Below are 19,859 nucleotides of genomic sequence, written 5' to 3'. Positions count from 1 at the left end.
GGGTGTATATAAAATGTGGACATCCTTTTTATATAGATGTTTTTAAAATTAAAGGGGGAAACTTTTCTATGAAGGATATATGGAACTGGATACAAATCATCGTTACAGCGCTAGGTGGATTTATTGGTTGGTTTTTAGGAGGGTTAGATGGCTTTTTGTATGCATTGATCATATTGGTTGTTACTGATTATATCACTGGAGTTATGTGTGCAATTGTCGATAAGGAACTATCTAGTGAAATTGGTTACCGGGGGATATTTAAAAAGGTATTAATTTTTATATTGGTAGGTGTCGGACATATGATTGACACTCACTTGATAGGGGATGGCAGCGTTCTAAGAACAGCAGTCATCTTTTTTTATTGCTCGAATGAAGGTATTTCTATGTTGGAAAATGCTTCACAATTAGGTTTACCAATACCTGAGAAGTTGAAAAATGTACTTGCTCAGTTAAACAATAAGGGAGGAAATGAAGAATGAAATTAAAACAATTATTTTTAACGAAGAATGAATGTTACAAGGCAGGAAGGAAAATTACACCAAAAGGAATCATGGTCCATAGCACAGGGGCAAACAATCCCAATTTAAAACGTTACGTTGGCCCAGATGATGGTTTGTTAGGAAAGAATCAATACAACAATCACTGGAACCAGCCACGTCCAGATGGAAGACAAGTATGTGTTCATGCTTTTATCGGAAAGTTAAAAGATGGATCAATTGCAACTTACCAAACTTTACCTTGGAATCATCGCGGATGGCATGCGGGCGGTGATGCGAATAATACACATATTGGTTTTGAAATTTGTGAAGATGGTTTAACTGATAAGACTTACTTTAATAAGGTTTATAAAGAAGCGGTTGAACTTGCTGCTTATCTTTGTAAACAATACAAGTTAACCGAGAAAAATATTATCGGTCATTATGAAGGCTATCAAAAGAAAATTGCGAGTAACCATGGGGATCCACGTCATTGGTTTTCAAAGCATGGTAAGTCAATGGATACGTTTCGGGCAGATGTGAAGAAGGAATTAGCGAAAGGTACGTCAACGTCTAAGCCATCAACTGGCGGTAAGAAATTATATCGTGTTCAGATTGGTGCGTATAGTGCTAAAAAGAATGCAGATAAGCAACTAGAAAAAGCAAAGAAAGCTGGCTTTAAAGATGCGTTTGTGAAGTATGAATAAATAAAAACAACCGAGGAGTAGTTAAACTCTTCGGTTGTAACTTAAATGACTATTTGTTCTTCCACAATCGCGCCCTTTAATGGAACAAAAAGATTTGAATTCCTGTTATAAAAAAAGGATCAATTTTGAACTCTCTCCCAAAGTTGATCCTTTAACGATTTAGAAATCCCTTTGAGAATGTTTATATACATTCAAGGTAACCAGCCAACTAATGACAATGATTCCTGAAAAAAGTAATAACAAATTACTATACAGATAAGTTGACTGATCAACTTCCATAGGTAACAACCTTTGATCAAGTAAGGGTATGGATAATAAACCACCTACAATTGCAATACCTGTTCCCTCTGATAAAAAGCTGGTAAAGTTAAGCAAACTCATTCCAGCACCAGCTTCCTGCTGTTTCAAGCTACTTGAAACAATTGTTGATATAACTGTTTTGGTGAACGAAAGCCCACCTAAAACAAATACGATTATAATTGTCATGAACCATGATGTTGTTTCTAAAAGAAAGGAAGCAGTTAAAAAGCTAACAGAAAGAAATGTAACTCCGATGTTTAACACGTATAAAGGACCTCTTCTATCAACAAGTATCCCACCAATGTAGCCGAAAATAATGACACTCATTGTTCCAGGGAAAATAATTACACTTCCGATTTCGGCAGTACTTAGCTGGTGAACATCTTTCATCATATAAGGAACCATAGAGACAAACCCTGCTACTGTTCCAAATATAATTCCCCCACAAAGAACTCCAATCATAAAAGGTATATTTTTCCCTAATCCGGGATCAACAAAAGGATCTGTTACTTTCCTGATATGTTTTACAAATATCAGGAATGACAGCACGCTAACGATAAGAAAAGAAATGCTATATGATGTTGTAAACAACATAAAAAATACAATGCCTACAGACATTAGTATAATTCCTTTGATATCAAAATGACCTTTTATCCTTACTTCTTTCTTTAATAATTTCATAAGAAACGGAACAGTGATAATTGTTATCATAGGAATGAGTAGAAGATAGGACCAATGAATATAATGGGCTATCATTCCACCAATCGCTGGACCGACTCCTTCTCCCATGGCTACTATCGATCCAATAAGACCAAATGCTTTACCCCTATTTTCCTTTGGAATATAGCGCGCAACTACAACCATTACGAGTGCTGGAAATGCAGCTGCACCAGCCCCTTGAATAAAACGAGCCATAATAAGTAAGGAAAAGAAAGAATGGCCAACAAACCCAATTACCGACCCGAAACAATTTATTATAATTCCAAATAGGAGTAACCTTTTGATGCCTAATTGATCAGATAGCTTTCCATATACAGCTGTTCCAATGGAAAAGGTTAACATAAAGGCTGTGTTCACCCAGTTTGTACTCGCAGGTGGTTTATTAAAATCATTTGCAATATCAGGTAATGAGACGTTCAAAACCATTTCATTTAATACGCTAAAAAAAGATAAAATGCAAAGCCAAATTAAAATTTGGTTGTGTCGTAAATTCGATTGTGAATAGGATGTATTCACATTTCACCCTCCAATAATGAGGGCAGACGTAGTTTATAGGGTTAATGATACGCTTCCCTCTTTTAATTGAACCCTGTTACATTCATTACACTTCATAATTAATTCCTCCTAAACTTGATTAAAACATTTTACCACATATAAACTAAGTTTTAAATTCAGTATTTCATCACTTATACAACAATATGGCCCGTTTGTTGAATAATCTACTTTCATTATATCTAGAACTTCAATTACATATCAACTATTAATCAACATATTACAGAAACAAGGGTTCGAATCCTATCTTTTTATCGCATATAGGTAGAAGACTATTTAGGAGGAAAACCATATGCGAATGACACAACTCTCATCTGAGCATCAAACACCAAATCATAAACCATCAAAACCAACTGAAGAACAACTTCAAAATGAACTTCATTTTCATCTTGCTGAAAAAATGCTCATGAAACTACGCGAAAAAGAACTCATTTCTCAGGAAGAATTCGATCAAATAAGTAAATTAAATCGTCAAAAATTCAATCCATTATTAGGTCCTTTAATGTGCGATAAACCTTGATATAACAGTGTTCTAACGCTAATATGTCACGTACAAGAAAGGAGGGTGAGTGGATGAGAAAGATAACAACACTTGATATGACAACATTTTCAGTAGTAAAACCGAAACAAAAGGTCGCTGCATATATACGGGTATCGACATCAAACGAGGAACAGCTGATTAGCTTAGAAGCGCAAAGACGACACTACAAAACTTTAATTGAAAATAATGATGAATGGCAGCTAGTTGATATTTATAGTGATGAAGGTATTACAGGAACGAAAAAGGATAGACGGCCAGAATTGCTTCGCTTAATATCTGATTGTGAAAAAGGAAAGATTGACCTCATTTTAACAAAATCTATTAGTCGATTTGCGAGAAACACAATTGACTGCTTGGAACTGGTTAGAAAGTTGATGGACTTAGGTGTGCACATATTTTTTGAAAAAGAAAACATCAATACGAATTCGATGGAAAGTGAACTCATGCTTTCAATCTTAAGTAGCCTTGCTGAGAATGAGTCCGTATCTTTATCAGAGAACAGTAAATGGTCGATTAGACAACGATTCAAACGTGGGACCTATAAATTATCGTATCCACCATACGGTTATGATTATATCGATGAACAAGTAATTGTAAATGAAGAACAAGCACAAGTGGTCAAGCGGATATTCAATAGTGTGCTTAAAGGAGTGGGAACAGAACGAATTGCCAGGCAGTTAAACGAAGAAGGGGTTCCAACAAAGCGAAATGGCAATTGGACGGGAAGCACGATTCGCGGAATAGTTAAGAACGAAAAATACACTGGAGATGTGCTACTTCAAAAGACTTTTACGGATGAGCATTTTAACCGAAAAGTAAATCAAGGTGAACTGGATCAATACTTAATTGAAAATCATCATGAAGCGATTATCACACATGCTGATTTTGAAGCGGCCAATCAGATGATTGAATACCAAGCAAGTCAGAAGAATGTAGCAGTAGGAAGCAGAAAATATTTAAATCGCTATCCATTTTCAGGAAAGATTGAATGCGCAGAGTGTGGCGATACCTTTAAAAGAAGAACTCACACTTCAACTCATAAAAAATATATTGCCTGGTGCTGTTCTACACATATCAAAAACAGAGATGAATGTTCGATGCTTTTTATAAAAGAAGAACGTATTCATCAAGCCTTTATTACGATGATGAATAAATTAAAGTATGGATATAGTTATGTATTAGTCCCACTATCCAAAGAACTAGAAACTTCAAACCAAGATGAAAACTATCAAAAAGTCACCGAGATAGAAGAACAACTCGAAGTTACAAAAGAAGAGCTAAATACATTAATTCAATTAATGACAAAAGGGTTTTTGGAACCAGCAATTTTTAATGAACGGAAAATCGAACTGTCCCAAAGACACATGAAGTTAAAAGAAGAAAGAGAGCAGTTACTGTATTTAATCAATGACGGTTCAAATCAGCTAAGTGAAGTGAAGCGGCTCATTAAATATTTTAAGCAAGGAAAATTCATAGATGCATTTGATGAAGAATCTTTTCAAGGCATTGTAAAAAAGATAATCGTATATTCACCTAATGAGATAGGATTTCATTTGAATTGTGGCATTACACTTAGAGAAAGGATTGATCGCTAATGGCACACACACCCTTTGGATATGAAATAGTAGACGGCAAAATTGAAATTCATGCCAGAGAAGCTGAGCAATTAAAGCTTTTAATCGCATCATACTTATCGGGCCAATCTTTAGCTAATGCAGCAAGGGAATCTGGTATTAATCGGTCACATGGCGGAATTACTAGAATATTAACAGATGAAAGGTATCTAGGAAATGAATTGTTTCCGAGATTAATTTCAAAAGAACAATTTGAACAATTAAAAAACGAAAGATTTAAACGAGCGAAAAAACTAGGACGATTAAATAGAACGAAAGAGGAAGAGTCATTTACACCATGTTTTGAATTTACGATCGGAGAAGTGGAAGACAAATACGACAATCCAATTAAACAAGCAGAATATGTATACAGCTTAATTAAAGAAGAGGTGACTTAAAATGGCTTTAGCAAGAAGTGTCACAGTTATCCCGGCGAGAAGAAGAACAAGAAATGTTAATGCTGAGGAAAAGGAGAAAATAAAAGTGGCGGCTTATTGCCGCGTATCAACAGATAGTGAAGAACAAGCAACTAGTTATGAAGTTCAAGTGGAACACTACACTACCTATATTCAGAACAATCCTGAATGGGAACTTGCTGGTATCTATGCGGATGATGGAATATCTGGAACAAACACCAAAAAACGTGAGCAGTTTAATAAAATGATTGAAGATAGCATGAATGGCAAAATCGATATGATCATCACAAAGTCCATCAGTCGTTTTGCGAGAAACACGCTGGACTGTTTGAAATACATTAGACAGCTTAAGGATAAAGAAATACCTGTGTTTTTTGAAAAAGAAAACATCAATACAATGGATGCAAAAGGTGAAATTATGCTCACCATCATGGCATCCCTAGCACAACAAGAAAGTCAGTCACTTAGCCAAAATGTAAAACTAGGAATACAATACCGATACCAGCAAGGTGAGGTGCAAGTGAACCATAATCGCTTTCTAGGCTATACAAAAGACGAAAACAACAAACTAGTCATCAATCTAGAACAAGCGAAAATTGTCAAAAGGATTTACAGGGAATATTTAGAAGGTGCAAGTTTAGTTCAAATTGCACGAGGACTTGAAGCGGATGAAATACTTACCGCAGCTAAACGAACGAAGTGGCGACCAGAATCGATTAAAAAGATTCTTCAAAACGAAAAGTATATCGGAGATGCATTGCTTCAAAAAACATATACCGTAGATTTTTTAACGAAAAAGCGAGTTGTCAACAATGGTCACGTTCCACAATACTATGTAGAAAATAACCACGAACCAATCATTCCAAGAGAGATTTACCTACAAGTTCAAGAAGAAATGATGCGAAGGGTAAATATTCGAAATGGAAAAACAGGAAAGAAACGTGTATATAGCAGCAAGTATGCATTGTCGAGTATTGTATTTTGTAAAGAATGTGAAGATGTTTTTCGAAGGGTTCACTGGAATAACCGAGGGTACAGGTCCATTGTATGGCGTTGCGTCAGTCGACTAGAAAGAAAAACACATCTTTGCAATGCAGAAACAATCAGAGAAGATGAACTACACCAAGCCATAGTACAAGCCATTAATGAAGTCTTGGGCAACAAAGATAATTACTTGAAATTATTAATAGAAAATATTGAAACAGTTTTGCATGAAAATGCGGATAAACCAACAATTGATATTGACGAAAAGCTAGAAGAACTACAAATGGAACTGCTTAGACTCGCAAATTCAAAAGAAGATTACGATGATGTAGCGGAAGAAATATACCGATTGCGGGAACTGAAGCAGGAAGTTATGATGAAAAATGCAGCCAGGGAAGGACTTAGGCAGCGGGTTGAAGAAATGGCAAAGTTTTTAAAAGAGCAACCGCAGCAACTTGAAACGTATGATGATGTGTTGGTTAGAAGGTTGATTGAGAAAATAACGATCCATGAAAGACAATTAACGATTGAATTTAAGTCAGGAATTGAAATTATCAAAGAAGTATAATATGAATACCCAACGAGCCCATGTCGGAAAAGGCATACCATGCGGAGACAGTTGTGAAGTTGGGGAAACGTTTGTAACACCAAAATAAACATTTGTTAGTTAAAATAATCTTTTGCTAAATCCACCACCAATACTTTTCATAATACACATTTGCCATTTTAGTATAAAACTCAACAAATACTCTGGTTTTTCTAATTAGGATACCGAATATTTTTATGTGTTTTTCAATATCTTTTCAATAAGGTTTTCAATTTTAGGAAATCGATATTAATATCCATAAGGGTGGAAGTAGATAATCTAATGAGAATGAATTATCTACTTCCGAGTATTGTTTATTTATTACAGAGTGTTTTTAAATGATAATTGATTACTTCCTTCACCTTTTCAGGGGTATAAATATCAGGTCTTATCAAAGCATGGAATGACAGCCCTTCAATTAATGCAGATAACCGACTGCTTTCTAAATCTGTATTAACTGAATCTGATAATATACCTTTTAGATTTAATATCTTAATCATTGAATTTGCTAAATCATATGTACCATTAGTCATTTCGTCTTTCTTCTCTTTTAATACATCACTCGTTAGGGAACGGAGGGCAAAAATCCACCAAACACTGGCTTCAATTTTCTTTTCTTCGTCGATTGGTACAAGCTCCAGTAACACTTCCTCAACTGCCTGTAATGGGTTTTTTGACCAATTTTTCTGATCAGAACGCTTTTTTCCTTCTTCTATGAAGTATTCTATAATAAACAGCAGCATTTCATCTTTCGTTGAAAAATAATGTCTTAACGCACCAGGGGACATTCCTGCTTCAGCTGCGACTCTTCGTATGGATACTTTCTCAATACCTTCATTCTCAATAATATTCCATGCAGCTTCAGCAATTAACTTTCGTTTCTTGTTATGATTAACAAATTTTGACATGGATAAATATCACTTCCCTTTCTTAGCACAGTGTGTTATTATCTTTTTAGCACAGTGTGTTATTTAGATGATATCACAATTTAAAAAGGGGGACTAATTATTTGATTGAGATCATTGAAGCTATGATGCCTTCTTCATCAATAGATATGTCCGTAGCTCTACTTATCATTTCCATTTGTGCCTTAATTGATATATTAAGTCCTGGTGTGCTGGCTATTACGGGCTATTTATTACTTACACAACCTAATCAGCTAGCTTCCCGTCTATTGGTATTTTTAATTGTTATTCAGTTAGGTTATTTTATGATTGGTTTATTACTGTACTTTGGTGGAGATCAATTATTGGGATTGATTAACAGTTTATCTAAATTTGATTTTATCAATTGGTTCTATACTGTTACAGGAACACTTCTTGTTTTAGTTAGCTTCATAAAACCAAAAGAGAACACAATAGAACGTCTTACGTCATGGATTCCTAGACAGACAACAATAAAGGGAATTATTATTTTAGGGGTTATTGTGTTTCTTATTGAATTTATAACGGCATTGCCTTATTTCTATTCGATTTTTTTATTAAATCATCTGTCCATCCCTTCGGTTTCATCTATAGCTGTATTAATTGGGTATAATCTTGTAATGGTGCTTCCTTCTCTATTATTGATAGGGATTAGTATTGTTTTTAAAGATAAGTTGCAGCATTTTTTGGACAAAATAAAAACAAAGTTAAATGAAGCACCGATTTCTTCACTATTAGTAGCAATAGGTGTAGTAGGAGCTGTATTTTTTAATATTGGTATTAGAGGTATTTTACATTAAAAAAAAGAACGAGGTGTTTAATATGAAAGAAATTATTAGTGGAATGAGTTTACTTTTCCTAATCCAAGGAGTAGGAGGTTTGATCAATCATTTGACAAATGGTGGAAAAAGCTGGTTTTTAGTGAATTATATTGATGCGTTCCAAGGTAGGGAAATTGCGATAGACATTTTATTAATTGCTATTGGTGGAGTTATTGGCTTATTATCCATGAAAAAGTCAAGTCCATCTAAAGATGGTAAATAAAGAGCCTTATCTCTATTCACAGCTTATCGTAACAAAAATTGAAAACTTAGGTAAAAAAATGTTTGTCTAAGCGTTATGAGTAGCCAATGTTAGACTAGAAATGTAACGGTGATGTCATGATAAAAGTGAAGCAAGTTTGCTGTACGAGAAGTGAGAAAATGAATCAAGAGAAAAAACATTACAAGGAGTTCAGAAATCATTCCAGAAAGATGGCTCGGGAATCTCTTAAATTGTAGCTCCCATCCGATTAGTTATTTTCGCTTTGATCAGACTAAGTTTTAATTTCTTATCTAAGTAAAGCATAGAAATGTTGACAGAGCCATATAGATAGTTTATATTGAGATTAAATTATACGGGAAAGGGTGTTATTTTACCACAATGGACAATTAATCCTATTTATTAAAGAAAATCAACATAAAATAGTAAATCAATAACTTAACCTAGGTTATTTGGGGAGCGTTTTATGTATAATTTTCAGAATAGGATTGTATTGTGCAGTGTGGTTTACCCTAATTTTGTAATGTTTTTTTAGGTGTATACTTATAAATTTTACTGACCTCCTATTCTGAATGGAATTAGGGGGTTTTTTATATCCCCTCAATATAAGGAGATGGGATTATGCTATTATTTGAAGGAACATCAATCAAAAAACAATTACATGACAGAGTGCTATTTGATATTGAATTATTGCAAGTACATGATAATCAACGTATAGGTTTAGTAGGTAGGAATGGAACGGGAAAAACAAGCCTATTAAAAATTATGACAGGTGAAGAATTACCTGATGGAGGTAATCTTACGCTTTTTACATCGACAAAATTAGTGCCACAATTTAAAGAATCAAGATTGGAGAAAAGTGGTGGCGAAATAACACAGCAATATTTACAGAACGCTTTCAATGAGAACTCAGGCCTGCTTCTTTTAGATGAACCGACAACACACTTAGATACGGAAAGAATTGCTTGGTTAGAAAAACAGATAAGAAACTATCAAGGAGCAACTGTCGTAGTATCGCATGATCGGACATTTTTAAATAATGTATGTACTGAAATATGGGAAATTGAAAATAATACGTTAAACATATTTAAAGGAAATTATGATGAATATGCAAAGCAAAAAGAATTATTGAAAAAACAAGAACAATCTGAATTTGAAAAGTATGAACGTGAGAAACAAAAATTAGAAAGAGCAATACGTCAAAAAGAAGAAAGCGCACGACGAGCAACAAAAAAACCTAAGAATCTTAGTCCTTCTGATGCAAGAATATTGGGTGCTAAAACGCACTACGCCAACATACAGAAAAAGCTGAGAAGTTCGGTAAAAGCTTTAGAGACAAGACTGGAGAAATTGGATAAGCTTGACAAGGCAAAAGAGCTACCTGAAATTAAGATGGATATGTTAAATGAAGAAAACTTAACAAACCAATCTGTCTTACGTGCTGAAAATATTAAGGGAGAGATTGGTGAACGTAAGCTCTGGGAACCCTTTAGCTTATATTTATATGGCGGCGATAAAGTTGCTATCATTGGAAAAAATGGCTCAGGTAAAACAACGTTACTTAAAAAAATAGTGAAGCAAGATGAAGGAGTGACAATTCCAGAAAAAGTTAAGATCGGTTACTTCTCTCAACACTTAACCATCCTAAATGATGAGAAATCAATCATAGAAAATGTACAATCGACCTCTAGTCAGAATGAAACATTAATAAGAACTGTTTTAGCAAGAATGCATTTTTGGGATGAAGACGTATATAAAAAGGTGGGTATATTGAGTGGTGGTGAAAAAGTAAAGATAGCCTTAGCTAAACTGTTTTTAAGTGATGTAAATATGCTCGTATTAGATGAGCCAACTAACTTTTTAGATATTGAATCTTTAGAAGCGCTAGAAACATTAATGAAAAGTTATCATGGAACGATTCTATTTGTTACTCACGACCGAACGTTAGTAAAAAATATAGCTACAAAAATAATTGATATAAAAGATGGTAAGATAACAGTATTCGATGGATCATACGAAGCATATGAAGAGTGGTTAGAGAATCAAACAAAGTCCAACAATGATGATCAACTTTTACTAATCGAAACTAAAATATCTGACGTTCTGGGTAGGTTGAGTTTGGAGCCTTCACAAGAGTTAGAAGATGAATTTCAAAGATTATTGAAAGAAAAGAAAGAACTGACTAGAGGGAAATAAAGCAAATCTATTGATATGTTCCCATGAACGTACAATTAAGTCGATATGTTCCCACGAACGTACGAAATAGTCGACATGTTCCCGCATACGACCGTTTTGCTATAAATCGCAAATGCATCAATTGTATCAACTCGTCCCACGTTGAGGTAATAACAAAACTTGTCAGACGATAAAAATGATACGACACTAGGTTCACTCTATCCATGTTGAGCTGGTTGCTTTGTTGTCTAGGGAATAGAGAAAAGCGAATGATCGAGAGGTCAGATTTTTGTGGTTTTGAATAGCCGATGCCTATTTATTTAAGTACGCATATAGTAAGCGTTTCGTGAAGTGTAGCATTGAGTTGGTAGAATGAGTTCTTATTTGTATGAATAGTGGTGGGCATTTTGGCTTTGCAGCAAGGACTTCGAGTAAATTTGCCGATAAAGAATTATCTAGTGAAATTGGTTACCGAGGGATATTAAAATAAGTATTAATTTTTATATTAGTAGGTGTCGGGCATATGATTGACATACATCTAATAGGAGATGGCAGCGTTCTTAGAACCGCGGTCATCTTTTTTTATTGCTCAAATGAAGGTATTTCTATGCTAGAAAATGCTTCACGGTTAGGTTTACCGATTCCTGAGAAGTTGAAAAATGTACTTGCTCAGTTACACAATAAAGGAGGAAACGAATCATGAATTTAAAAAAGTTATATTTAACAAAGAATGAATGTTACAAAGCAGGAAAGAAAATTACACCAAAAGGAATTATGGTCCATAGCACAGGGGCAAACAATCCGAATTTAAAACGCTATGTTGGTCCAGATGATGGCTTGCTGGGAAAAAACCAATATAATAATCACTGGAATCAGCCACGACCAGATGGAAGGCAAGTGTGTGTCCATGCCTTTATAGGGAAGTTAAAAGATGGATCAATCGCCACTTATCAAACGTTACCCTGAAATCATCGTGGATGGCATGCGGGTGGAGAGGCGAATAATACACATATTGGTTTTGAAATCTGTGAAGATAATTTAACCGACAAAACTTACTTTAATAAAGTTTATAAAGAAGCTGTTGAACTTGCTGCTTACCTTTGTAAACAATACAAACTGACGGAGAAAAATATCATCGGGCATTATGAAGGTTACCAAAAGAAGATTGCTAGTAATCATGGTGACCCACGTCATTGGTTTTCAAAACATGGAAAATCAATGGATACGATTCGGGCAGATGTGAAGAAGGAATTAGCGCAAGGTACGTCAACACCTAAACCGACAACTAGTGGCAAGAAACTGTATCGTGTACAGATTGGTGCCTATAGTGTGAAAAAGAATGCAGATAAACAGCTGGAAAAAGCAAAAAAGGCTGGATTTAAAGATGCGTTTGTGAAGTATGAGTAAATAAAAATCATCCGAAGAGTATAATCTGGCTCTTTGGATGATTTTTTAGAATAATTCATATTCTTCCACAATCGAACCCAATTGCAGAAGATGAGAATATTATTACGAATCTTCAACTTTTCGAATCCGAAAATGGAGAACTAAACCCACTATACCCCAAATATTAAAAACAATAGATAATATCAAGAAAAACCAAAATAAAATATATGGCAACTGTACAGTTTGAGTTAACATTAGAGCGGTATTACCAGCTATTATCATTAATACTAGTAACGGTAAAATTTTTGTCATTACATTCAGTCCTCTCTTTATTTTTACAATGAATCGATGTTTGTTAATTAAATTCAAAAACAGATAAAATCCCTCCAATCATTATGCATAACATGAGGAACCACCAAGAACTTGTCAACTTTTTTTCTCCTTTATTATTATCCATTTAAAAATGCCTCCTTCATTCTCTCGGTGCATTAATTAATCCATGAACAGGGAAATAAGAGGTTTTAAAATAATCCGTATTGTCTCGAACAGAAAACTTCCTCCCTTTACTAAAAAATCTGATCATCAATATAGTAAAAATGATTCCTTATTTGTAAAAAGGTCCGAATGTATTCAAGGAAATAAATTGCTTTTCTCCTTCTTATTAAAGTTGCCTAAAATTTGATATTAATTGTTATTCATTTAATTCTTCTAAAGTCTTTATTTAAAGACGATTTCTTTAACTTTTTTGATTTTATAAGATTCCTAATATCCGAAAAATTATCATAGGAGAGTTGGAAATGAAAATAGTTAACGTACTCAAGACAGGCGAAAATATAAATAAATCCCGAAAGAGTTAAACCGCCCCTTGGCAAAATAGGATACCATTTAAAAATGTCAATAACAAACACAAGAGGCGTAACGAAAATCCAGATGATATTCAATTTTCTTATGCGATTAAATAGTTTAACAATCTGTATAGGGGTTATGGAGTTCCGTTCTATTATTAATCTTTTCCATTTTACATACCAATACACAGTCCCTTGTAGTAAGAGAAATTCTAAAAGGATAAATGAAACCCAAAACGAATATAGGGAGTATATTCTTAGTTCAGGAAATACTCTGTTAAATAAAAGACTTAGAAAAATAAACGTAATAATCCCAAATAACTCACCTTTATACAGGTATGATAGTCGATTTTTAATTAGAGTTCTCATCAATTTACCTCGCATATTATCTCTAGTATTTCCCATATAGTATCATGCTAGTTTATTAAACGTCATGTTCAATAAGTTTTTATTCTGTTAAATAGTTGTTGGAAAACAAAATAGGATTATGGATGCATTTGTGAAATAAGAGTAAAGCAAAAGTCCCGCAAAGTATAATTGCTTTTTGGTAGTTTCTAAAGAATTTCAAAATCATCTATGTTTTTCTACAATCGAGTTCATCTGTTAAACTATCAATGTCGAACAACTATATCTTACTTAGAATAATGTTCACATGATGGGTATTGTATTAGACAAAATATAAACTCAACTCAAACAAATTTCGTAGGTTTTATTTTAATTACTCTTTTCCCTGAATTTATGATAAAGGGACATGATTGCCCAAATAGCTATGGGAAGTGTTCCACCAATAATCATGTATAATAAAAGGTTTATTATTGTCCCACTTTCATTAAAAACTAGCAAAATAATTACTGAAATAATCAAGAGAAGAGCTGGTATAAGCTTCATAAAATTCACTAATTTCTCTCTGCCTTCTACCTTCCATTTATTATGATAAGTTGCGACTACAGTCCAAGTCATTGGAAGGGCAATAACACTAAGAATAACAGCCACGACAAGAAGGACTGATTCCAAGCTACCTGAGCTTAACATAGTCCCAATCCATGCTAATATTGTCATGAGGACAAATGGAACTGCGAATTTTCTAATGGAATCAATGGAACTTTTATATTTTTCAATCCTTGTGTCATGATCTGTATAAATCGGTTTTGTACCAGGATTTGCCCTAAATAAATGAATATCTGCTTCTGAGGCAACGTGTGACCAGCCAGCAGATGAGAAAAAGTCAAAGTATTCCTCTTCTTCCTCTGCTTTTAATGAGCGATAATCAACACTGTAGACATAATCTGAGCTTACTCCTTTTTCTAGGGTATAGCCCATAAACTTAAAGTCACGGACATGCCAGCCTTTCAAAGAATACTTGCGTAATTTTTCCATATCCTTATTCTCTGAAAAAGCTAATCCACCTGATGTAATATACTTTGTTTGACTCATTCTTTAACCTCCTCTAATCCCTCTTCCGCTAATTGAATCATCCGTTTTCTTACTTGTAAATCATTTCTTAGTACTTCACTTCCTTTTTGGGTAAGTAGATAGGTTTTACGTCTTGAATCTGACTTATCATACAAATAAATCCATTCTTGTTTTAATAACTTTTTAATGATTGTGTACATTGAAGCAGGCCCTATACTAATAATTCCATCCGTTGTTTCTTCAATTAGGCTCATAATAGCGTAGCCATGCCTCGGTTTAGTTAAGGCAGTCATTATATAAAACATTGAGTCTGTTAATTGTTCCGTTTCTTTCAAATAATCACCCCTTATATTTGTTTAAATCATATCACAAAGTGATACATGTATCTAAAGACAATATATCATAATGTGATATAATTGTCTATAATTATATTATATTGTGATATATTGACATGAAGTTTTTTCCTTTAAAAGCAAAAAAGTATATTCCTATTCACTATTCTTCTAAAGAGGGTATGCATGTAGGTCGAACGTATTATCGCCTTATTTGATTATTCTCTTTATGCAGACGATGGCATTACAGGAACGAACACGAAAATGCGGGAACAGTGACGGGTGCAGGAAGAAAAAAATGGTACAGCAGTTCACTTCATAAAATCTTAACGAATGAAAAATATATGGGAGATGCACTTCTTCAAAAAACATATACCGTTGATTTCTTATCAAAAAAGCGGGTGAACAACGATGGGGTTGTACCGCAATACTATGTGGAAAATAACCACGAAGCCATCATACCAAAACATCTCTTCATGCTCGTGCAAGAAGAGTTGAAAAAACGAAAAATCGCTCATATTAGCAAAAATGGACAAAGACGAAATTACAGTAGCAACCATAGTTTGGCTCAAATTGTATTTTGTGAAAACTGTGGAGAAATATTTAGAAGAGTCCATTGGAATAACCGAGGGAAGAGGTCAATCGTTTGGCGATGCGTCAGCAGGCTTGAAAATACAGGAGTGTTTTGTGATGCGCGAACTGTTAGAGAAGAGGACTTAAAGCAAGCCGTTATCCAAGCGATAAATGAACTGTTTAAAAATCGGAGCAACTTTCTCAAAGTCTTAGAACAAAATATTGCACATACGTTATCAAGTCATTTACACGATAAACTGGTGAAAGTTGAAAAAGAACTGGAAGCCTTGCAACATTCTTTAATCGGCCTAGCGAATTCGAACAAAGACTATAATGACGTTGTTGATAATATTTACAAACAAAGGGAAGAAAAGCAACAACTTCAACTAGAGATTGCAGAACAAGATAATGGAAGAGAGCGATTGAATGAAATTGCAGAATTATTAAAAAAGCAAACATGTGAATTAGAAACGTATGATGAACAACTAGTGAGGCGAATGATTGAAAAGATTACTGTTCACCCTGAGAAGTTGGAGATAGAATTTAAGTCTGAAATGGCTGTTGAAGTTGAAATATAATATTTCATTCAAAAAACGACTTATACAATCGACATAGTGATAATTGTATAGGTCGTTTTTATATTGTGAAACTTTAGAAATGTATACGGTGACCGATATATATAGTAAATAAACTTAAACGAGAGGAAAATTATTCAAGATGAAAAAGAAAATGTCTATCATTATAATGTCTTTTGTGATTTGTCTAACAATGGCATTACCAGTGGATGCTGCGTCAAATTATTTTACTGGTAGTACAAGCACAATGAACTCACTGTTTGGAAATCCATCTGCTTCATGGAACATTTCATCGGGATCAGTTCCAGGGAATGCATCAGTATCAAGTGTTAAAGTGAATGTTAATGTTAGTTCTGGAAGTGATTCGTTTTATCTTTACGTTAAACACCCAAGTGTTATTCGGCCTCGCGCTTGGTAGGTAGTACCTCACTATCGTTTACTGAATTTAATGGATTAGATCCCTATGGTACTTGGAAAGTATATATTGTTACAACTGGAACGGTTTCAACTGCAACCGCACGAATGACAGTAGATTATACGTATTAACAAATAATGATATAGCATAAACTTTCTAATAACTGTAATAGCATTAGTTACGAATAAGAAAATCATAAATAAAAGGAGTCTGATTAATATGCGTATTGGAGGACAACCACTATCTATCTGGATTAAGACGATGCAACAGGCAGACAGAATATCTAATCCACAAAATCAACAGGAAACTTTTGATCCGAGTAAGTTCATTGAACCGGGAATGGATATTACTGGACGGAGCGATTGGAAAAAGTTAGTTGAAGTTTCAGATGATATTAAAGAAAAGGTTATTCAACAGACGAGGAAGAATTTTATAAACGGATTTGGTATGGTAAACGAAAAAAGTGAATCATTTAATGAACTCATAAAAAAGCATGCGAAGACTTTACCTGTAGATGAACGTGCATCAGTTATGTGGACGTTGACACAGATAAAGACAGCAGAGGCGCAAAAGTTAGTCGATATTGTGAGGGAAAACAATCCAACTTGGAAACATGGAGAACCATTTGATCCAAATATTTTTGATGAATATTTTTCAAACACTAGATTTGATAAAAGAGTATGAGATTTCCTTGTTGAAGATAGTAATAGGATGAACAAGATGACTTTAAGCCTTGTCATATAACAAAATTTATTGACCTATTCCCACGTACGTACATCGTTAGTCGACATGTTCCCGCATACCTACTCACCCATAAAAAATCTCTAGACATCAAGCTTGGTGGCTCGTTCCATGTTGAGTTGGTAGCATTGATGTCTAGGGAGTTGTAGCACCATAATAAACATTTGCTTTTTCATTATCTAACTCAGTATTTACTCGGGTTTTCCTCAAAAGGATCCCGAGTTTTTTTATGTCTTTTCCAATACTTTTTCAATACAGTAATGTTCCTAACTCATTAATATAAAAGGGTTTATCCAATATTACACTCAATATTAAATCATTAAAAAATCAATACTAATCCAATATTTTTCTCTGGTTTCCTCATCTCTTCTTTCTTCAATTCTTCACTCTATTATCTAGCAAAACATTATTCCAACTTCGAAAAAAGGTGAAAAAACAGCCGAAAAAGGCTCGAAAAACGGTCGTTTTTGAACCGAAAATGTGTGAAAATGGGGGTTCTGTAGCAAAATTTTATTTTAACTTGAACGGTGGAATGCGGGTTTGAGGGGGGAGAAAAAGCAGAAGTTTATTTTGATTGTACAGGAGTTGTGAATTTAAAATAAAGTCTTATCCGTTAAAATAAACATTTGTCTCCTTTGCCCCTAATCTTTCCCCCGATTTTTATAATAAAGATTTGTCTTAAGCCAGGAAATGACTTGCAAAGCCCATGAAATCAAGGATTGGGAAAAAGCGTGATGAAAAAGTGTGAGCCAAAACTTTATTTTAATAGGCAATGGTAGAATGCGTGGTTGTGGGGTGGGGAAAGAAAAGTGTTTATTTTAAAAGTACAGGAGTAAATATTGATATAACAACGTTTTAAGAAAGAACATCTATTTTGTCAACTCGGCGAAATAGGTGTTTTTGGTTTGCGGGAACAAATCAAGGGCGCCTGAAAAATAACTAGATTGAGTAGACAGAAGTAATAACTAGCAGGAGAGTGGATAGTATAGATATTGACTTCAATTTAACGGCTGACCTTTTAAATTAATACGTTCATCTGTATCATTACGTTATAATAAAGATACTATGATAGTTTTGTCGTATATTCATGAACGATATCTTATAAAATGAAAAATTATGTTAAGAGGAGGGTAAAGTAATGGTGCTTGAAAATAAATTAGCTATTACGAATGCTGCGGAACTAGCACGTGTGGAGGAAAAGATTAGTAAGAAAAAAGCTTTGGAAATGTTTGAAACTGGTTTTTTAGATGCTTTGGAAGTTGGAACTTATAAAGCCTTATCGAAAATTCATCATTATCTATTCGGAGAGATTTATGAATTCGCCGGGAAAATACGTGATGTAAATATTGTAAAAGGCAATTTTCGTTTCGCACCTGTGATATATCTAGCAGATGCCCTTCAAAACATTGAGAAGATGTCGCAAGCGACTTTTGATGAAATTATTGAAAAATATATTGAGATGAATATTGCTCATCCTTTTAGAGAAGGAAATGGTAGAAGTATGAGAATATGGCTTGACAATATATTGAAAAAAGAATTAAAACAAGTTGTTGATTGGAGTAAGGTTGACAAGGAAGATTATCTTTTAGCGATGGAGAGAAGTCCAATAAAAGATGTTGAAATCAAAGTTCTTTTGAAAGCAGCTTTGACGGATAACGTCAATGATCGAGATGTTTATATGAAAGGAATCGACGCAAGTTATCATTATGAAGGGTATTACGTTTATAGGATTGAAGACTTGAAGGGTGAATCGTGAATTCAGGTCTGAGGAGTAAAAATTCTTCGAGATAATCTTCCCCCAACATGTGATAAATATGGGATAATTTAACTGTATTTATCAAAGATTGGGGGATTTTAAAATGCTTACACGAAAAGAAAAACGTAATAGAGAAAAAAATAAAAATTATTTTTTCGACTTACTCAAAATTCAACATCATTTCTTCAAAGACTTTATAAAACAGCTAAATAAAGTCAAAGACCCTAGGCACCAAGGTTATATTACGTATGGACCTGAAACGATTTTATATACCATTCTTCTTAAAAGTATCATCGGCATTGATACGATGAGAAACATGACTGTGCACTTTAACACGGATGAATGTATTGAGAATGTGAAAACAGCTCTAAGCATAGATGAGCTCGAAGAACTTCCTCATTACGATACAATCAATGACTTTTTATCCAAGTTGGAAATGGAAGAGCTAGAGAAAATAAGAACATACATGATTAAAGCACTTCTAAAGAAGAGATGCTTTGAATCTTACCGCATTTTAGATAAATATTGGCCAATTATTGTAGATGGTACGGGTCTTCATACATTTAGAGAAAAGCATTGTGAGCACTGTCTACGAAGAGAATACAAGGATGAAGAAACTGGAGAAACAACAACCGTTTATATGCATCATGTACTTGAGGCGAAATTAGTCGTTGGAAATATGGTATTCAGTGTTGCTTCAGAATTTATTGAAAATGAATCCGAGGATACACCAAAACAAGACTGTGAATTAAATGCATTTAAACGATTAGCGAAGAACTTGAAACAAAC

General features: G+C 34.1%; 23 protein-coding genes and 1 pseudogene. 18 read left to right on the top strand and 6 right to left on the bottom strand.

The genetic code is table 11. From position 1 onward, the window contains the following. Positions 1-68: 68 nt before the first annotated feature. A complete protein-coding gene (locus tag ABU914_RS04840) occupies positions 69-479 on the top strand; it encodes a phage holin family protein (RefSeq protein WP_186088527.1) in 411 nt (136 codons plus the stop codon). Further along, a complete protein-coding gene (locus ABU914_RS04835; protein WP_285615165.1) occupies positions 476-1,183 on the top strand; it encodes an N-acetylmuramoyl-L-alanine amidase in 708 nt (235 codons plus the stop codon). Before ABU914_RS04840 ends, ABU914_RS04835 begins: the two co-directional genes overlap by 4 nt. A 159-nt stretch (positions 1,184-1,342) precedes the next feature. Here the strand turns inward: ABU914_RS04835 and tet(L) are convergent, their stop codons facing one another. Together tet(L) and ABU914_RS04825 are read right to left on the bottom strand one after the other, a co-directional pair. Beyond that, the gene (gene tet(L) / locus ABU914_RS04830; protein ID WP_001574277.1) at positions 1,343-2,719 is read right to left on the bottom strand and encodes a tetracycline efflux MFS transporter Tet(L); all 1,377 of its coding nucleotides are present in this window, start codon (positions 2,717-2,719) and stop codon (positions 1,343-1,345) included. 33 nt (positions 2,720-2,752) lie between these two features. After that, positions 2,753-2,815: a tetracycline resistance efflux system leader peptide gene (locus tag ABU914_RS04825; RefSeq protein WP_012779615.1), complete on the bottom strand. Its 63-nt coding sequence runs from the start codon at positions 2,813-2,815 to the stop codon at positions 2,753-2,755. A 232-nt stretch (positions 2,816-3,047) separates the two neighbouring features. Between ABU914_RS04825 and ABU914_RS04820 the strand changes: the two genes are divergently transcribed. The 4 genes from ABU914_RS04820 to ABU914_RS04805 are packed head-to-tail and all read left to right on the top strand — an operon-like array spanning position 3,048 to position 6,877. Continuing rightward, entirely contained in the window at positions 3,048-3,275 is a 228-nt protein-coding gene (locus ABU914_RS04820) for an SHOCT domain-containing protein (protein WP_186088529.1), read from the top strand. Between the two features lie 53 nt (positions 3,276-3,328). Continuing rightward, a complete protein-coding gene (locus ABU914_RS04815) occupies positions 3,329-4,891 on the top strand; it encodes a recombinase family protein (RefSeq protein WP_285615164.1) in 1,563 nt (520 codons plus the stop codon). Then, on the top strand, positions 4,891-5,307 hold the full coding sequence (locus ABU914_RS04810; protein WP_285615162.1) for a recombinase: 417 nt from the start codon (positions 4,891-4,893) through the stop codon (positions 5,305-5,307). The genes ABU914_RS04815 and ABU914_RS04810 overlap by 1 nt, the downstream gene beginning before the upstream one ends. A gap of 1 nt (position 5,308) precedes the next feature. Continuing rightward, positions 5,309-6,877 (top strand): recombinase family protein, encoded by a 1,569-nt coding sequence (locus tag ABU914_RS04805; RefSeq protein WP_379668621.1) that lies wholly within the window; start codon positions 5,309-5,311, stop codon positions 6,875-6,877. A 332-nt stretch (positions 6,878-7,209) separates the two neighbouring features. Here the strand turns inward: ABU914_RS04805 and ABU914_RS04800 are convergent, their stop codons facing one another. Beyond that, complete coding sequence (locus ABU914_RS04800) at positions 7,210-7,803, bottom strand: TetR/AcrR family transcriptional regulator (protein ID WP_379668620.1); 594 nt, start codon at positions 7,801-7,803, stop codon at positions 7,210-7,212. 101 nt (positions 7,804-7,904) lie between these two features. On the opposite strand from ABU914_RS04800, the gene ABU914_RS04795 reads away from it, so the two are divergent. The 7 genes and pseudogenes from ABU914_RS04795 (at position 7,905) to ABU914_RS04765 (ending at position 12,441) form a co-directional block, all read left to right on the top strand. Further along, positions 7,905-8,618: a GAP family protein gene (locus ABU914_RS04795; RefSeq protein ID WP_379668619.1), complete on the top strand. Its 714-nt coding sequence runs from the start codon at positions 7,905-7,907 to the stop codon at positions 8,616-8,618. A 22-nt stretch (positions 8,619-8,640) separates the two neighbouring features. Beyond that, positions 8,641-8,862, top strand: coding sequence for a hypothetical protein (locus ABU914_RS04790; RefSeq protein ID WP_379668618.1), 222 nt, complete (start codon positions 8,641-8,643; stop codon positions 8,860-8,862). Positions 8,863-9,480: 618 nt separating this feature from the next. After that, complete coding sequence (locus ABU914_RS04785) at positions 9,481-11,055, top strand: Vga family ABC-F type ribosomal protection protein (RefSeq protein WP_379668617.1); 1,575 nt, start codon at positions 9,481-9,483, stop codon at positions 11,053-11,055. A gap of 475 nt (positions 11,056-11,530) precedes the next feature. Further along, a complete protein-coding gene (locus ABU914_RS04780) occupies positions 11,531-11,737 on the top strand; it encodes a phage holin family protein (protein ID WP_483880144.1) in 207 nt (68 codons plus the stop codon). Beyond that, entirely contained in the window at positions 11,734-12,000 is a 267-nt protein-coding gene (locus ABU914_RS04775; RefSeq protein WP_379668616.1) for a hypothetical protein, read from the top strand. The genes ABU914_RS04780 and ABU914_RS04775 overlap by 4 nt, the downstream gene beginning before the upstream one ends. Positions 12,001-12,015: 15 nt before the next feature. Continuing rightward, positions 12,016-12,213: pseudogene (locus ABU914_RS04770) on the top strand (N-acetylmuramoyl-L-alanine amidase); the annotation flags it as partial. Between the two features lie 39 nt (positions 12,214-12,252). Then, positions 12,253-12,441, top strand: a complete 189-nt coding sequence (locus ABU914_RS04765; protein ID WP_379668615.1) for an SPOR domain-containing protein — start codon at positions 12,253-12,255, stop codon at positions 12,439-12,441. Positions 12,442-13,115: 674 nt separating this feature from the next. Here ABU914_RS04765 and ABU914_RS04760 read toward each other — a convergent pair. The 3 genes from ABU914_RS04760 to ABU914_RS04750 all read right to left on the bottom strand — a co-directional run bounded on the left by ABU914_RS04760 (position 13,116) and on the right by ABU914_RS04750 (position 15,013). Beyond that, the gene (locus ABU914_RS04760) at positions 13,116-13,634 is read right to left on the bottom strand and encodes a general stress protein (protein ID WP_379668614.1); all 519 of its coding nucleotides are present in this window, start codon (positions 13,632-13,634) and stop codon (positions 13,116-13,118) included. A 345-nt stretch (positions 13,635-13,979) separates the two neighbouring features. After that, positions 13,980-14,699, bottom strand: coding sequence for a DUF2812 domain-containing protein (locus ABU914_RS04755; RefSeq protein ID WP_379668613.1), 720 nt, complete (start codon positions 14,697-14,699; stop codon positions 13,980-13,982). Continuing rightward, complete coding sequence (locus ABU914_RS04750; protein ID WP_379668612.1) at positions 14,696-15,013, bottom strand: PadR family transcriptional regulator; 318 nt, start codon at positions 15,011-15,013, stop codon at positions 14,696-14,698. Before ABU914_RS04750 ends, ABU914_RS04755 begins: the two co-directional genes overlap by 4 nt. 272 nt (positions 15,014-15,285) lie before the next feature. Here ABU914_RS04750 and ABU914_RS04745 point away from each other — a divergent pair, with 272 nt between their 5' ends. From ABU914_RS04745 to ABU914_RS04725, 5 genes are all read left to right on the top strand, one after another. Beyond that, entirely contained in the window at positions 15,286-16,161 is an 876-nt protein-coding gene (locus ABU914_RS04745; RefSeq protein WP_379668611.1) for a recombinase family protein, read from the top strand. A 151-nt stretch (positions 16,162-16,312) separates the two neighbouring features. Next, positions 16,313-16,576 carry a hypothetical protein gene (locus tag ABU914_RS04740; protein WP_379668610.1) on the top strand — a complete coding sequence of 88 codons (264 nt, stop codon included), beginning with the start codon at positions 16,313-16,315 and terminating at the stop codon, positions 16,574-16,576. A gap of 216 nt (positions 16,577-16,792) precedes the next feature. Beyond that, complete coding sequence (locus tag ABU914_RS04735; RefSeq protein ID WP_379668609.1) at positions 16,793-17,257, top strand: DUF3879 family protein; 465 nt, start codon at positions 16,793-16,795, stop codon at positions 17,255-17,257. A 1,198-nt stretch (positions 17,258-18,455) separates the two neighbouring features. Continuing rightward, positions 18,456-19,070, top strand: coding sequence for a protein adenylyltransferase Fic (fic, locus tag ABU914_RS04730; protein WP_483880143.1), 615 nt, complete (start codon positions 18,456-18,458; stop codon positions 19,068-19,070). A 103-nt stretch (positions 19,071-19,173) separates the two neighbouring features. Continuing rightward, on the top strand, positions 19,174-19,859 hold a 686-nt coding region (locus ABU914_RS04725; RefSeq protein WP_379668607.1), incomplete at its 3' end, for a transposase family protein.

Source organism: Pueribacillus sp. YX66 (assembly GCF_041725775.1).
Lineage (GTDB): Bacteria > Bacillota > Bacilli > Bacillales > UBA6769 > Pueribacillus.
The sequence above is the reverse complement of the archived record's forward strand: the minus strand, read 5'-3'. Positions and strand labels throughout refer to the sequence as shown.